At 66.5% G+C, this 17199-nt stretch carries 2 protein-coding genes; both read left to right on the top strand.

The window, feature by feature from the left end; all coding sequences use genetic code 11:
- The first annotated feature begins 72 nt into the window (after window positions 1-72).
- Entirely contained in the window at window positions 73-3135 is a 3063-nt protein-coding gene (locus ACLH0I_RS13470; RefSeq protein WP_411387337.1) for a non-ribosomal peptide synthetase, read from the top strand.
- A 58-nt stretch (window positions 3136-3193) separates the two neighbouring features.
- Complete coding sequence (locus tag ACLH0I_RS13465) at window positions 3194-17140, top strand: non-ribosomal peptide synthase/polyketide synthase (RefSeq protein WP_411387336.1); 13947 nt, start codon at window positions 3194-3196, stop codon at window positions 17138-17140.
- The last annotated feature ends 59 nt before the right edge of the window (window positions 17141-17199 follow it).

Below are 17199 nucleotides of genomic sequence, written 5' to 3'. Positions count from 1 at the left end.
CGACCTATGTCCAGCAAGCCCCGGCGTTTGAGGGGTGATCCAGGCTCAAGCCCTTTTCCAGTCGAGATGAACATGAGCGGACTTCAAGGTTTTCGTATTTCCCCGCAACAGGCATCGGTCTATCCCCACATCAACGGCGCGACGCAGCACCCGTTCAGTTGCCATTTGCAATGGTCGCTGTCGCAACCGCTGGACATCGATACGCTGGACAACCGCCTGCAGGCGTTGGTGGCCGGCAGTGAAATCCTGCGCACGCGCCTGATGCCCGTGCCTGGCCTGCGCCATCCGGTGCAAGTGATCGACGAAACCGCTGCGCTGGCGGTGAGCCTCCAGGACCTGCGTCAACACAGCCGCGCCGACCAGGACGCCGCCCTGGCCCAATTCGCCAGCCAGCCTCGCGACTGGACAACCCCGTTGTGCGTCACCCTGGTGCGCCTGGACGATGAACAAACGGTCCTGGACCTGGCCGCGGCCAGCAGCCATTTCGACCTCGCCAGCCTGAAATGGCTGGCCGCCGCATTGCTGCAAGACACCGCCACCGACCTGTCCGAGACCTTGCAGTACGCCGACTACGCCGAATGGCGCTGGAGCCTGGTTGAAGACGCGCCGGACCATCCAGGCGTGAGCTTCTGGAAACCCTCGGGCGAAACCGAACAGGCCGCCTTGCAACTGCCCCTCGAAACGACGCTCGAAAGCGGGTTCGCGCCGACCCGCCTGGACCTTACCCTACCGAGCGACCTCGCCCGCCACCCAGCCCTGACCCCGGATTTACTTCTGGCGGCATGGGCCGCGGTACTGGGACGATTGGCCGGCCAGCAACAGGTGCCGCTCACCCTGATCCACGAAAGTCGCGGTGCGGAACTGGAAAACACCCTGGGCCTGTTCGAGCAGTGCCTGCCCGTGAGCATCGAACTGGACGCCCAGGCGACCTTACTGGAGCAAGGCACGCAAGTGGCTGTCACCTTGGAACGGGCGGTTGGCTGGCAGGACTACTACACCGGCACCCTCAACGGCGGATACGCCTTTGCCTGGCGCTCGGGCGATGCCCAGGAGCGTCATGCCAGCGCGGTGATGAACCCGCTGAAAGCGTGCCTGAACGTGCGCCAATTGCCCGATAGCCTGCACGCGCAACTGGTCTACGACCGCCATGCCCTCAGCGCCGAAGCCGCCGGCTGCCTCGCCGAGCAATGGCTGCAACTGTTGCAAGGCGCACTGGCCGAACCGCAACGGGCCTGGGCGCAGTTGCCCCTCGGTGGTGCGCTGCAATCGCGGTTGATCGGCACCGGCGCGGACGTGCCGTCCATCGAACCGGTGACACTGGTGGAATTGATTGCCCGCCAGGTTCGCCAGCAACCGAACGCCATCGCCCTGAGCGACCAGCACGGCGACCTCAGCTACAGCCGTCTCGACGCCTGCGCCACGCAATTGGCCCATCGACTGGTCGCCGCCGGCATCGGCCCTGGGGTGCCGGTCGGCATCCTGTTCGCCCGCGGCAACGCCGCCATTGTCGCCATGCTCGCCGTCCTGAAAGCCGGTGGCGCCTACGTCCCCGTCGACCCGACCTACCCGGCCGAGCGCCGCGCCTACATGCTCGCCGACAGCGCCATCGCCCACATCGTGGTCAGCGCCGAACTGGCCGACAGCGTGCCCACCGACCTGCAACGCTTCGTGCTGGATGACCTGGCAACACCCGACCTCGGCGATTTGCCGGCGCTGCCGTTGCCGGACGCGAACGACCTCGCCTACTTGATCTACACCTCTGGCTCCACCGGTGCGCCGAAAGCCGTGGAGATCAGTCACGGCGCACTGAGCTTCTCGACCCAGGTGCGCATGGCGGCCTACGAGACGCCGGTACGTGCCTACCTGCTGCTGTCGTCGTTTGCCTTCGACAGTTCGGTCGCCGGGATTTTCTGGACCTTGGCCCAAGGCGGACGCCTGGTATTGCCCGCACCGGGTGAAGAGCTGGAAATGGCCCGCCTGGCGCAATTGATTGCCCAGCATCAGGTCAGCCACGGCCTGTCATTGCCATCGCTGTACCAGGCCCTGCTCGATCAATTGCAGCGCAGCGGCGCAACCGACAGCCTCGCCTGCTGGATCGTCGCCGGTGAGGCCTGCCCGCCGTCGCTGATCGCGCAACACAGCAAGACCCTGCCCCATGCACGGCTGGTGAACGAATACGGCCCCACCGAAGCCACCGTCTGGGCCACCTATGAGGTGTTGGAGCCAGGCCGGAACGTCAGCATCGGCCGCCCCATCGCCGGCATGGACCTGCGCCTGCTGAACGAATTCGACAGTGCCTGCGGCATCGGCGAGCCGGGAGAAATCGTCCTCGCCGGCCCAACCCTGGCCTGCGGCTATCGCAACAAGCCCGAAGAAACCGCCAAGGCCTTCGTCACCCTGGCCGACGGCACCCGAGCCTATCGCACCGGTGACTTGGCGTGCTGGTTGGCCGACGGGCGCCTGGCCTTCCTCGGGCGCAAGGACCATCAGGTCAAGGTGCGCGGCTACCGCATCGAGCTGGGGGAAATCGAACGCCAGTTGTGCAGCCACAGCGACGTGCGCGACGCCGCGGTGATCGTCCAGGAACAGCCCGCCGGCAAGCGCCTGCTCGCCTACATCCTCGCCGCCCACGGCTACGCACCGGACTCGGAGGCGATCAAGCGCTTCCTCGGCGAACGCCTGCCGTCGTACATGGTGCCGGCCCTGGTACTGACCCTGCCGAGCTTTCCGCGCACGCCCAACGGCAAGCTCGACACACGTCAGTTGCCCGACCCGGACCAGTTCGACGAAAGCGCCCAAGTGGCGCCGCGCAACGCCATGGAAACCACTTTGCAAGCCATCGTCGCCAAGGTCTTGAAGCTCTCGACGGTGAGCGTCACCGACAACTTCTTCGCCATCGGCGGCGACTCGATCCTGAGCCTGCAAGTGGTGGCCCAGGCCCACGAGCAAGGCATCGCGCTGTCGGCCAAGCAAGTTTTCGAACGCCAGACCATCGCCGCCATGGCCGAAGTCGCGCAAGCGCTGGACCCGAGCGCCGCCGAGCCGGACGCCGACAGCACCGAATTCAGCGCCTCGGGCCTGTCCGATGACGAAATGCAAGCGTTGATGGCCGAACTGGACGAGGCCGACCTGTGAACGGTTCTTCACCTCGCCACGCCATCACCGTTGCCCCTTTTTACGCAGGACGCTTTCAATGACCACCGAAAAAACCACCGGCAACCCGATCGAAGACATTTACCCGCTGTCGCCGCTGCAACAAGGGATGCTGTTCCACTCCCTGCTGCACGAAGACTCCGGGGTGTACCTGATGCAGGATCGCTACCGCATCGGCGGGGCCATCGATGAAGGAGCGTTCCTCGAATCGTGGCGCCAGGTGGTGGCGCTGCACCCTTCCCTGCGTGCCAGTTTCCAGTGGAAAAGCCAGAAGCAACCGGTGCAGGTCATCCATCGCCAGGTCAAGGTGCCGCTGGACACCCTCGACCTGCGCGGGCTCGCCCCCCATGAGCAGGAAGCGCGGATTCGCACGCTGCTGGAAGACGAGCAGAAAGTCGGCTTCAACCTGTCCAAGCCACCGCTGATTCGCTTCCGGCTGGTGCGCCTGGCCGACGAGTCCTACGAATTCATTCGCAGCTTCCACCACATCCTGATGGACGCCTGGTGCATTTCCCTGGTGACCGTGGACTTCCTCAAAGTCTACGAAGCGCTGTGCAACGACCGCACGCCCGAGCTGAAGAGCCCTCGGCCATTTCGCGACTACATCCAATGGCTGCAGCGCCAGGACGCGGGCAAGGCCGAGCAATTCTGGCGCGGCCAGTTGCAAGGCCTCAACGCGCCCACGCCACTGACCGTGGACAACGGCGTAACCCGCGACCGCTACACCGATGCGGTGCTGGTGGACGACCAACTGATTCACCTCGACGAACAGGAAACCCAGGCCCTGGCAGCGTTCTGCCGCGCTCGCCGGATCACCCCGAACACGTTTTTCCAGGGCGTCTGGTCGTTGCTGCTGTCGCGCTATAGCGGGCAACAGGACGTGGTCTTCGGCGTCACCGTGGCCGGGCGTCCGGCCGACCTGACTGGCGTCGCGGAAATGATCGGCCTGTTCATCAACACCTTGCCGCTGCGGGTTTCGGTGGACCCGAACGCCGCGCTCGGCAACTGGCTGGGCGACCTGCAAAAGCTCAACGTCGACATGCGCGACTTCGAACACACGCCGTTGACCGACATCCAGGGTTGGAGCGATTTTCCCCGGGGTGAGACCCTGTTCGACAGCATCCTGGTGTTCGAAAACGCGCCCATCGACGAACAGATCCTCGAAGGCGGCTTCCAGTTCAGCCTCGAAGGCATGGACCACAGCGTGCATACCCACTACGGCTTGACCGTGGTGATCCTGCCGGGCGAACAACTGGGCATCCGCGTGTCCTATGACCGCGAACGTTTCGACGCCGCCACCGTGCAGCGCCTGCTGGGCCACATCGCCAGCCTCGTGCGCAGCATGCTCGCCGCCCCCGACGCGCCGTTGGCCAGCTTCGAACTGCTGGCCGCCGACGAGCGTCAACAGTTGCTGGGCGAATGGGCGCTCAACCCCCACGATTTTCCGCTGGATCAAAGCTACGCCGAGCTGTTTGCCGCCCAGGTGGCCCAGCGCGGTGATCAGGTCGCCGCGATCTGTGCCGGCGAGTCGCTGACCTACGCCGAGCTGGACCTGCGCTCCACGCGCCTGGCCCATGCCCTGCGCGAGGCCGGCGCCGGTGAAGACCAACTGGTCGCGCTGGTCGCCCCCCGTGGCCTGGCGCTGTTGACCATGATGCTGGCGGTGTTCAAGGCCGGCGCGGCGATGCTGCCCCTCGAGGTCAATCATCCGCCCGAGCGCCTGCGGGAAATCCTCGGGCTGTCCCGCGCACCGTTGCTGGTTGCCAGCGAAGGGTGCAGCGGCCTGCTCGATCAACTGCTCAGCGGCCTCGACCCGGCGCCCAAGGCACTGTTCGCCGAGGCCTGCTGGACCGGTGGCAACGACGCGCCATTGCCGGCGCTCGCCCGCCCCGACAGCCTGGCCTACGTGCTGTTCACCTCGGGTTCGACCGGCACACCGAAGGGCGTGATGATCGAACAGCGCGGCATGCTCAACAACATCTTTGGCAAAGTACCGGCCCTGGGGCTCAGCGCCGCCGACCGGATTCCCCAGACCGCGTCGGTGGCGTTCGACATTTCGGTGTGGCAGTTCCTCGCCGCGCCGGTGCTCGGTGCCACTGTGCACATTCTTCCGGATGAAGTCGCCCACGACCCGCAACGCCTGTTGCACGTGCTCGCCAGCGAGCGCCTGAACGTGCTGGAAATCGTCCCGAGCCTGATGCGCACCCTGCTCGCGCTGTGCCCGTGCGACCTGCAACTGCCGGACCTGCGCTGGGTCCTGCCCACCGGTGAAGCCCTGCCGCCAACCGTGGCCCGGGACTGGTTCGCGCGCTTCCCCGACATCGCCTTGATGAACGCCTACGGGCCGGCCGAATGCGCCGACGACGTGGCCTTCCAGCCGATCTTCGCAGCACCGGGGGCCGAGGTCAGCCACATGCCCATCGGCCAACCGACCGCCAACAACCGCCTGTATGTGCTGGACGAGGCCCAGCGGCCGGTGCCGGTGGGCGTGGCCGGGGAAATCTGTGTCGGTGGCGTGGGCGTTGGCCGCGGCTACCTGCACGATCCGCAGCGCACCGCTGAGGCCTTCATCAACCATCCTCGACTCGAAGGTCTTCTGTACCGCACCGGCGACCTGGGACGCTGGCGAGCAGACGGCGTGATCGAGTACCTCGGCCGCCGCGACCAACAGGTGAAACTGCGTGGGCACCGGATCGAGCTGACGGAAATCGAACACCGTCTCGCCCAGCACTCGAACGTGCGCGAAGCCGCCGTCCTGCTGCGTGAAAACACCGTCGGCGAAGCCTGGCTGGTGGCGTACTGGTCGGCCCATGACCAGAACGTGGGCAGTGATGGCCTGAGCGAACACCTGCGCACGCAACTGCCGCCGTACATGGTGCCGGCGGCCTTCGTCTGCCTGGACAAACTGCCTCTGAACAATAACGGCAAGGTCGATCGCAAGGCCCTCGCCGCCCGCGAGCTGGACTGGCAGGCCGACACCCAGGAAAGCATCGCCCCGCGCAATGCGCTGGAAACCACCGTGGCCTCCATCTGGGCCGAGGTCCTGGGGCGTGACACGGTGGGCGTGGAAGATAACTTCTTCACCCTCGGCGGCCACTCGCTGCTGGCGACCCAGATCGTGGCCCGCCTGCGCACCCAGTTCAAGCTCGACCTGCCGTTGCGGGTGCTGTTCGAACAGCCAACCGTGGCCTTGCTGGCCGAGGCCATCGGCGCCCGCCAGGCCGAGGCCGCCGCACCGCACGCCAACGCACCCAGCGTACCCAAGGCCCAGCCACGCCCGCCGTTGCTGCCGCTGTCGTTCTCGCAACAGCGCCTGTGGTTCATCGAGCAACTGACACCCGGCACGACCCTGTTCAACATCCCGTTTGCCCTGCACCTCAAGGGTGAACTCAATGTTGAGGCGCTGCGCGCCAGCCTCAACGATCTGCTGGTGCGCCACGAAATCCTGCGCACCGGCATCCACAGCACCGACGGCGTACCGTGCCAACGCATCAGCCCGGCGCTGGACATCGCGCTGCCCTTCGAAGATTTGTCGGGCCTGACCGCCACCGCGCGCGAAGGCGCGCAGTTCAATGCCCTGCAAGACACCTTCGAGCAACCGTTCGACCTGACCAGCCCTCCGCTGCTACGGGCACGCTTGCTGCGCCTGGCGCCGGGCGAGCATGTGCTCGGCATCGCCCTGCATCACCTGGTCTCGGACGCGTGGTCGGCCACCATCGCCCTGCGCGAACTGGCCTTGGGTTATGAAGCCCGTTGCAACGGCGCCCCCGCCGAACTGCCGGCCCTGCCGCTGCAATACGCCGACTTCGCCCTCTGGCAGCGCGAGCACCTGCAAGGCGCCGAACTCAAGCGCCAGCTCGATTACTGGACCACCGCCCTCGACCGACGCGACAGCGATGCCAGTCCACTGCTGGCCTTGCCCACCGATCATCCACGGCCGTCGGTACAAAGCTATCGCGCCGGGATTGTCCAGCGTGAACTCAGCGCCGACCTCAGTGGCCGGGTGCAAGCTTTCGCCAGTCGCCTCGGCACCACGCCGTTCACCGTCCTCTTCGCCGGTTTCGCCGTGTTGATGCACCGCTTGAGCGGCGACGCCACGGTGCTGGTCGGCACCCCGGTCACCCACCGTGAACAGCCGGGCACCGAAGGCCTGCTGGGCATCCTGTTGAACAACCTGGCGATCCGCGCCGACTTCGAGCCGCAAGCGGACTTCACTGTCCTGGTCAAACAAGTCGCCGAACGCCTGCGCAGTGGTCTGCAACATCAGGACCTGCCGTTCGAGCAATTGGTGGACAGCCTGCAATTGCCACGCAGCCTCAGCCATGCGCCGCTGTACCAAGTAATGGTCGCCCAGCAACTGGCCATGGAGTCGCGGTTGCGCTTCCCCGGCCTGGAATTCGAAGCGCTGGACACACCGCTGCGACACTCTGAATGCGACTTGGACCTGCACGTGCTGTGCCCGGCCAATGCGCCGATCCAACTGGAGCTGATGTTCGCCCTCGACCTGTTCATCGCCGACAGCGCCCGCCAGACCCTCGCCCGCCTGGAACACCTGCTCGAACACATGCTCGCCGAACCCCAGCGTCCGGTCGCCGCCTTGCCGCTGCTGATGGACGCCGAATGGCAACGCACCGTGGTCGAGTGGAACCGTACCGAAATGGCGGTACCGACGCACCTGACCTTCGCCCAGTTGTTCGAACAACAGGCCGAGCGCACCCCGGAGCGTGACGCGCTGTGTTTCGAAGGCCGCAGCCTGAGCTACGGCGAATTGAACCGTAGGGCCAACCAAGTGGCCCATTACCTGCGCAGCCGCGGCGTGGGCGCGAACAGCCCGGTGGCGCTGTGTGTCGAGCGTTCGCTGGAGCTGCTGGTCGGCCTGCTGGGCATCCTCAAGTCCGGTGGCGCCTATGTGCCGCTGGACCCGACCTACCCAGCGGATCGCCTGGCATACATGATCGAAGACGCCCGACCGGCGCTGTTCCTCGGCCAGCAGGGCCTGCTGGAACAGCTGGGCGCCGAACTGCCACGCTTGCGCCTGGACAGCGACGCGGCGTTGTTCGCCGACCAGCCGGACAACAACCCCACCCCGCTCGCCGGCCCGCAAGACCTGGCCTACATCATGTACACCTCCGGTTCGACCGGTAAGCCCAAGGGCACCCTGGTGACCAACGGCTCGGTGGTCAACCTGGCCTGGGCGCGTATCCATGGTTTGTATCGCCGCTACACCGACCAGCCGATGCGCACCAGCTTCAACTACTCGTTCGCCTTCGACAGCTCGGTGGCCGAACTGATCCTGTTGCTCGACGGCCACAGCCTGTACCTGACCCCGGAAGACGTGCGCTACGACCCCGAGGCCCTGGCCGGTTTCTTCCGCGACACCCGCCTGGAGGCCTTCGAGTGCACCCCGGCACAGCTCAAGGCGCTGTTGGAGAGCGACGGCGTTCGCCGGGGCGAGGTGTACCTGCCGCGCTTCGTGCTGTTCGGTGGCGACGCGGTGGACGCGCAGCTGTGGCAACGCCTGCCGTCGATTGCCGGCAGCCGCTTCTTCAACACCTATGGCCCGACCGAATGCACCGTGGATGCCACCGGCTGCGCGGTGGATGACTTCCCGCAGCGGCCGATCATCGGCCGGCCCATTGCCAACGTGCGCACCTATGTGCTCGATGCCTTCCTCAACCCGATGCCCGTGGGCGTCCCGGGGGAACTGCACATCGGCGGTGCCGGCGTCACCCTGGGCTACCTCAACCGCGCCGAGCAGACGGCGAAGGTGTTCATCGAAGACCCGTTCGCGTCGCAGCCAGGCGCGCGCATGTACAAGTCCGGCGACCTGGTGCGCTGGTTGCCCGACGGCCAGCTCGAATACCTGGGACGCATGGATCATCAAGTGAAGATCCGTGGCTTCCGCGTCGAACTGGGGGAAATCGAAACCCTGATCGGCGCCCAACCGGGCGTGCGCCAGGCCGTGGTGCTGGCCCGTGAAGACGTGCCTGGCGACAAGCGCCTGGTGGCCTACGTGACGTGCGACCAGCAGGCCGACATCCACGCCTGGCGCAAAACCATTGGCGCCGCCCTGCCCGACTACATGGTGCCCTCGGCGTTCGTGGTGCTCGATGAGCTGCCGCTGACGGACAACGGCAAACTCAACCGCAAGGCCTTGCCGGCCCCGGATGTCCAAGCCGCGCCAGACGCCCTGGACCCGCCGCGCAGCGCCGCCGAACAACAACTGGCGGCCCTGTGGGCCGAGTTGCTGAACGTGCCGACGACGCAGATCGGCCGCGACAGCCATTTCTTCTACCTCGGTGGCCACTCGCTGCTGGCGGCGGCGCTGTTCGCCCGCCTGCGCCAACGCTTCGCCAGCGTGCCGCCGTTGCGGGCGGTGTTCGAGCACCCGACCCTCGAGGCCTTGGCCGCGCTGCTGGGCGATCCCCTGCAAGCCCCGGCGGCGACCTTCGTCCCGGCGGTTCGTCCGGCGCGCCTGCCGCTGTCGTTCGAACAGCAACGCTTGTGGTTCCTGGAACAACTGAGCGCCGGCGGTGGCGAGTACAACGTGGTCAGCGCCGTGCAACTGGACGGCGAACTCAATGCCCAGGCCCTGCAAACGGCCTTGAACAGCGTGGCCCAACGCCACGAGATCCTGCGCAGTCGCATCGTGCGCGATAGCGACGGCGAATTGCAGTTGGCGATCGACGCGCAGGTCGACATCACCGTGCAGGTGAAAACCCTGCAGGCCGCCAGTGACGAGCAATGGCAGGCACTGACCGACGCGGCGATTCACGCGGAAACCGGTCGCCGTTTCGACCTCGCCGTCGAAGTACCGATCCGGGCCACGTTGCTGCAACGCAGCGGCGGCGCCCAGTCGTTGCTGTTGCTCAGCGTGCACCACTGCGCCACCGATGACGCCTCCAGCCAGAACCTGCTGGAGGAACTGCGTCAGTTCTATACCGCCCAGTGCCAAGGCTCCCTGGCGACACTGCCGGCGCTGGCGTTGCAATACCCCGATTACGCCCTCTGGCAGCGCGAACCCGGTCAACAGACCGCGTTCAGCAGCCAACTGGACTACTGGCGCAACCAACTGGAGGACGGCGACTACCTGCTGGACCTGCCGACCGCACAGGGCCGTCCAAACCAGCTCGACCCGACGGCCGGCGCGGTGCAATTGCAATTGCCGCCCGCCCTGGTGGAACGCCTGCGGCAGTTCGCCCAGCAACGCGGCGCCACGCTGTACATGCTCATGCTCGGTGCGGCGCAGTTGCTCCTGGGGCGCTACGCCAACCAACGCGACGTGCGGGTTGGCAGCCCGGTGGCCCAGCGTCCATTCGCCGAGCTGCAGCCGCTGATCGGCTGCTTCGTCAACACCGTGGTCATGCGTGCCGACCTGGATCCGGCGCTGGACTTCGCAGGCTTGCTCGACCAGGTGCGCAACCGTGTGCTGGATGCCCAACAGCATCAGGACGTGCCGTTCGACCAGGTCGTCGAGCATTTGAAACCGTCGCGCAGCCTCGGCCAGACACCGCTGTTCCAAGTGCTGTTCGCCATGCAGAACGCCGACGCGTCGAGCCAACCATGGCCCCGGTTGCAAGTCAGCGAACGCGCGGTGACCGCCCAGGCCACCAAGTACGACCTGAACTGGGAAGTGCACGACGGTGAGGTGCTGTCGGTGTTGCTGGAATACCGCGCCGCGCTGTTCAGCGACACCACGGCCCGGCGTTGGCTGGAACAGTGGCAACAACTGCTGGAAACCATGCTCGACGCGCCACACACCCGCCTCGGTGATTGGACGCCGTTGCCAGCGGCCGAGCGTCAGCGCCAACTGATCGAGTGGAACGCCACCGAACGTCACTACAGCGGCCCGACCAACCTGCACACCGCCCTGAGCCAGCAAGCGGCCCTGAGCCCCAACGCCCCGGCGCTGGTGTTCGAAGGCCAGCGTTTGAGCTATGCCGAACTGGACCAGCGGGCGCACACCGTCGCCCGGGCCCTGCGCGCCGCCGGCGTGGGCACCGACAGCATCGTGCCGGTGTGCATGGAGCGCTCGGTGGAAATGGTCGTGGCCTTGCTGGGCATCGTCCATGCCGGCGCCGCGTGGCTGCCGCTGGATCCGGAGTTGCCGGCCACGCGCCTGGCCTTCCTGATCGAAGACGCCGACGCCAAGGTCACCTTGACCCAAGGCCAATGGCTGTCGCGCTTGCCCGTTGGGCATCAGGCCTGGACGCTGGATGCGTTGCCAAACGCTGAAGCCTTCGAACCGATCAGCGTCGAAGCCAACGACCTGGCCTACGTGCTCTACACCTCCGGTTCCACCGGCCAACCCAAAGGCGTGATGAACGAACACGGCGCCTTGATGAACCGCCTGCACTGGATGCAGGACGCCTTCCCGATTGGCCCGAACGACCGCGTCTTGCAGAAAACCCCATACAGCTTCGACGTCTCGGTGTGGGAGTTCTTCTGGCCCTTGATCACCGGCGCGACCCTGGTGGTTGCGCGTCCGGACGGTCATCGCGACCCGGCCTACCTCAGCCAGTTGATCCAACAGGAACGGGTCACGACGCTGCACTTCGTCCCTTCCATGCTCCGTGCCTTTGTCGAGGAGCCGAGCCTGGCCGACTGCCACAGCCTGCGCCAGGTCTTCGCCAGTGGCGAAGCCTTGCCAGTGGACCTGGTGCGGCGCTTCATGGGCCAACACCCGGCGGCGCTGGTCAACCTGTACGGCCCGACCGAAGCGGCCATCGACGTCTCGGTCTGGCGCTGCTCGGCGGACGATACGATCGTGCCGATCGGCAAGCCCATCGCCAACCTGCGCCTGTACATCCTCGACGAAGCCCTGCAACCGTTGCCGATTGGCAGCATCGGCGAGCTGTACATCGGCGGCGTCGGCGTGGCCCGTGGTTATCTGAAACGCCCGGACCTGACCGAAGAACGCTTCCTCGCCAACCCGTTCGTGGCCGGAGATCGGCTGTATCGCACCGGCGACCGTTGCCGCTTCCTGGCCGATGGCAACATCGAGTACCTGGGGCGTCTCGACCATCAGGTGAAGCTGCGTGGCCAGCGCATCGAATTGGGTGAAATCGACGCGGCGCTGCTGGCCCAGGCCGGTGTTCGCGACGCCGCCACCTTGTTGCTCGACCAGCGCCTGGTGAGTTTCTGGTGCGGTGACGCCGATGAGGCGACCCTGCGTGCCGACTTGAGCGACAGCCTGCCCGTGCACATGCAACCCAGCCTGTTCGTGCAGCTCGACTGCCTGCCACTCAACAGCAACGGCAAGCTCGACCGCAAGGCGTTGGTTGCCACGCCGCTGCCACACAGCCAAAGCGACCAGCCACGCACCGCGCCACGGGACGGGACTGAAACCGTGCTTTGCGAACTGTTCAGCGAAGTGCTGGGTGGTTCGGAAGTCGGCATCGAGGACAACTTTTTCCAACTCGGCGGCCACTCCTTGCTGGCCACCCGCCTGGTCAGCCGGGTCCGTGAGCGCCTGGGGGCCTCCCTGCCCTTGCCGCTGGTGTTCGCCCAACCGACGGTCGCGGCCCTGGCCGAGCACCTGCGCGCGGCCATGCCCGGTGAGTCGATCAGCGTACAACCGCGCCCGGCGCAACTGCCCCTGGGCCTGGCCCAGCGCCGCTTCTGGATGCTCAGCCGCCTGGTGCCGGAGTCCCGCGAGTACCACATGCCATTCGCCCTGACCTTGCGCGGCGAGCTGCAGGTCCAGGTCTTGCGTGAAGCTTTCGAGCAGGTCAGCCAGCGCCACCTGGTGCTGCGCAGCCGGATTGTCGACGTCGACGGCGAGCCGCAATTGCTGATCGACGACCACGGGCCGGCGCTTACGGTCACTGGCGTTGCAAGCCAGGACTGGGCCGCGACCTGCGCCAACGCCCAAGACGAACTGATGACACCGTTCGACCTGGCCGCCGCCGCGCCTTGGCGTGCGCACCTGCTGCAACGCCAGGGCAGCGACGAACACCTGTTGCTGGTGTGCCTGCACCACAGCGCCACCGACGGTTGGGCCATGCAGTTGCTCATCGACGAGCTGACCCAGGCCTACGCCGCCGGCCTGGACGGGCACTCGCCCACCTGGACCCCGCTGGAGATCGACTATGTCGATTTCGCCCTGTGGCAACAGCACCCGGACACCCAGGCCCGGCGCAGTGCCAGCCTGGACTATTGGAAAAACCACCTGGGCCAGGACGACTATCAGCTCGACCTGCCCATCGACCATCCACGTGGCGCCGAAGCCGATCGTCGCGCCCGGCAACTGACTGTCCGCCTCGGCAGCCAGCGCGCCGAAGCCATCCGGCAGTTCGCCCGTCAGCGCGGCACCACCACCTACGTGGTCTTGGCCACGGCCCTGAGCGCATTGCTGGCCCGCTACAGCGGCCAGCGGGAGATTCGCCTCGGCACCCCGGCGGACCAACGTGACCACGCCCAGACCCAGACCTTGCTGGCGTGCCTGGTCAACACCCTGGTGATCCGCAGCGACGTCGACCAACGGGCCCCGGCCGAGCAACTGCTCGCCAGCCTCGAGGCCGACCTGCGCGCCGCCCAGGCCCACGCCGACCTGCCGTTTGCCACCCTGGTCGGCGCCATTGCGCAGAATCGCGACTTGAACCGTACGCCGCTGTTCCAAGTGCTGTTCTCCCTCAACTATGGCCGAGTCGACAGCAACCAGTGGCCGGGGCTGAACGTCGAAGAGCAGATGCTGCCGGTGATCGACGCCAAATTCGAACAGAGCTGGGAAGTCCAGGACGACGGCAGCGACATGACGCTGGCGCTGGAATACCAATCGGCCTTGTACGACGAAGCGACGATGCAACGCTGGAGCGCGCAATGGTGCGCGCTGCTCGACGCCCTGGTGGCCGCCCCTGGGCGGACCCTGGTCGAGCTGTTCCCGCAACAGCAGGACCAGCAGCAACTCGACCGCTGGAACGCCACCGAACGTCACTACAGCGGCCCAAGCAACCTGCACACCGCCCTGAGCCAACAAGCAGCCCTGAGCCCCAACGCCCCGGCGCTGGTGTTCGAAGGCCAGCGCCTGACATATGCCGAACTGGACCAGCGGGCGCAATCCGTCGCCCGGGCCCTGCGCGCCGCCGGCGTGGGCACCGACAGCATCGTGCCGGTGTGCATGGAGCGCTCGGTGGAAATGGTCGTGGCCTTGCTCGGCATCGTCCATGCCGGCGCCGCGTGGTTGCCGCTGGATCCGGAGTTGCCGGCCACGCGCCTGGCCTTCCTGATCGAAGACGCCGAGGCCAAGGTCACCTTGACCCAAGCCCAGTGGTTGTCGCGCTTGCCCGTTGGGCATCAGGCCTGGACGCTGGATGCGTTGCCAAACGCTGAAGCCTTCGAACCGATCAGCGTCGAAGCCAACGACCTGGCCTACGTGCTCTACACCTCCGGTTCCACCGGCCAACCCAAAGGCGTGATGAACGAACACGGCGCCTTGATGAACCGCCTGCACTGGATGCAGGACGCCTTCCCGATTGGCCCGAACGACCGCGTCTTGCAGAAAACCCCATACAGCTTCGACGTCTCGGTGTGGGAGTTCTTCTGGCCCTTGATCACCGGCGCGACCCTGGTGGTTGCGCGTCCGGACGGTCATCGCGACCCGGCCTACCTCAGCCAGTTGATCCAACAGGAACGGGTCACGACGCTGCACTTCGTCCCTTCCATGCTCCGTGCCTTTGTCGAAGAGCCAAGCCTGGCCGACTGCCACAGCCTGCGCCAGGTCTTCGCCAGTGGCGAAGCCTTGCCGGTGGACCTGGTGCGGCGCTTCATGGGTCAACACCCGGCGGCGCTGGTCAACCTGTACGGCCCGACCGAAGCGGCCATCGACGTCTCGGTCTGGCGCTGCTCGGCCAACGACATGATCGTGCCGATCGGCAAGCCCATCGCCAACCTGCGCCTGTACATCCTCGACGAAGCCCTGCAACCGTTGCCGATTGGCAGCATCGGCGAGCTGTACATCGGAGGCATCGGTGTGGCCCGTGGCTATCTGAAACGCCCGGACCTGACCGAAGAACGCTTCCTTGCCAGCCCGTTCGTGGCCGGTGATCGGCTGTACCGCACCGGCGACCGTTGCCGTTTCCTGGCCGATGGCAACATCGAGTACCTGGGGCGTCTCGACCATCAGGTGAAACTGCGTGGCCAGCGCATCGAGCTGGGGGAAATCGACTCAGCCTTGTTGAACCTGCCGGCCGTTACCGGCGCCTGCACCCTGGTCATCGACAACCGCCTGGTGGCGTTCTACAGCAGTGCCACCGCGCAGTCGGACCTCGACACACAACTGGCGACCGAGCTGCCGGCCTACATGGTGCCAGCGGTGTGGGTGCACATCCCGGCCCTGCCCCTGAGTACCAATGGCAAGATCGACCGCAAGGCCCTGGCCGCCCTGCCCTTGCCCAACACCCAGAAAGACTACGCGGCACCGCGCAACGACCTGGAGCGCCTGCTTTGCCAGTTGTTCGGCGAACTGCTCGGCGAAACCTTGACCGGCGGCCGTGAAGTCGGCACCTCGGACAGTTTCTTCGCCTTGGGCGGTGACTCGATCCTCGGCCTGAAACTGATCTCACGCTTGCGTGAACAGGGCTATTCGCTCACGCCACGGGACCTGTTCCGTTCGCCGACCCCGGCGGCCCTGGCCCACGTGACCACGGCCCTGCTGACCCAGGCCGAACAAGGCGACGTGACCGGACCGATGCCGCTGATGCCGTTGCACCAGTGGTTCTTCGACCAGCAACAGGTCCAGGCCGCGCACTGGAACCAATCGGTGCTGGCCGACAGCGACCGTCGCCTGGAACCGGCCATCGTCCAAGCCACGCTGGACCGGCTGGTGGCCCACCACGACGCCCTGCGCCTGCGCTTCACCGAGGTCGACGGCCAATGGCAGGCGCACATCGCGCCAGTGGCTCCGGCCCAACTGACCTGCTGCCAGCAGCCGGAACAACTGCTGCACGTCGCGCAAAGCCTGGACCTGCAACACGGCCCACTGTTTGCCGCAGCCCTGGTGGAAGGCACGCCGCAGCGCCTGTACCTGGTGGCCCATCACTTGGTGGTCGATGCGGTGTCCTGGACGCCGCTGCTGGAAGACTTCCAACAGTTGTACCCAGCCCTGGAGCGCGGCGAGCAGCCGACGTTGCCGGCGAAAACCACCTCGTATCGTCAATGGGCCGAGCACTTGCAAGCCCATGCCGCGAAGGCTGCTGCCGAACATCGCTACTGGAGTGCCCAGGCCTCTGCGAACCGACCGCCCATGGCCACGGTCGCCGAGCGCCAGACCCTCGCGGCCCGCTGGGACGCCAGCCGCACGCACCAATGGCTGACCGAATCCCACGCGGCTTACCGCACGCAACCGGAAGAACTGCTGATCGCCGCCCTCGCCGCGACCCTGGCCGAGGTCGAACAGCGCAGTGACATCGTCGTGGATCTGGAGCGCCACGGGCGTGACGCACCGTTTGCCGGGTTGGACGTCGGCCGCACCGTCGGCTGGTTCACCACCCTCTACCCGCTGCGCGTGAGCGCCAGCGGTGCCGCGGGCGATCAGGTGCGCAACGCCAAGCAAGCCTTGCGTGACGTCCCCGGCCTGGGCCTGGGCTACGGCTTGCTGCGCCAGCGCGGTGAGTTGCCGGCCAGCCACGGCGACGTGCTGTTCAACTACCTGGGGCATGAGCAAACGCCCGCGGGCTGGTTGCGCGCCAGCGCCCTGACCCCGCCGCCGGACGTGGCCCCGGCGAACCGAGTGACCCATGCCCGGGAAGTGGTGGCCTGGCTGGAGGACGGCGTGTTGCGTGTCGAATGGCACAGCGTCACGCCGAACGCCGACAGCCATTTACCCGCTCGCCTGCTGGAACGCTTGCAGGCGCTGGTCGAGCACTGCCTCGACCCGCAGGCCGGTTCGCTGATGCCGGCGGACTTCCCGCTGGCCAAGGCGCTGAACCAGAAATCCCTGGACAAACTGCTGGGCAAGCTCAAGACCAAACCCGATTCCCAAAGCTAGCGAGCGCCGCCGCGCCTGCGCAGGTCTGAGACCTGCGCGGCGCCTGGATCGACTCACTT

It is taken from the genome of Pseudomonas sp. MPB03, from assembly GCF_046605385.1.
Classification (GTDB): Bacteria; Pseudomonadota; Gammaproteobacteria; order Pseudomonadales; family Pseudomonadaceae; genus Aquipseudomonas; species Aquipseudomonas zanjanensis.
This window is presented reverse-complemented; position numbering and strand designations above follow the sequence as displayed.

Bases quoted from the DNA above. Each gene is read 5' to 3' on its own strand.
- ACLH0I_RS13470 (WP_411387337.1), top strand. From the start codon at position 73: ATGAGCGGACTTCAAGGTTTTCGTATTTCCCCGCAACAGGCATCGGTC.
- ACLH0I_RS13465 (WP_411387336.1), top strand. From the start codon at position 3,194: ATGACCACCGAAAAAACCACCGGCAACCCGATCGAAGACATTTACCCG.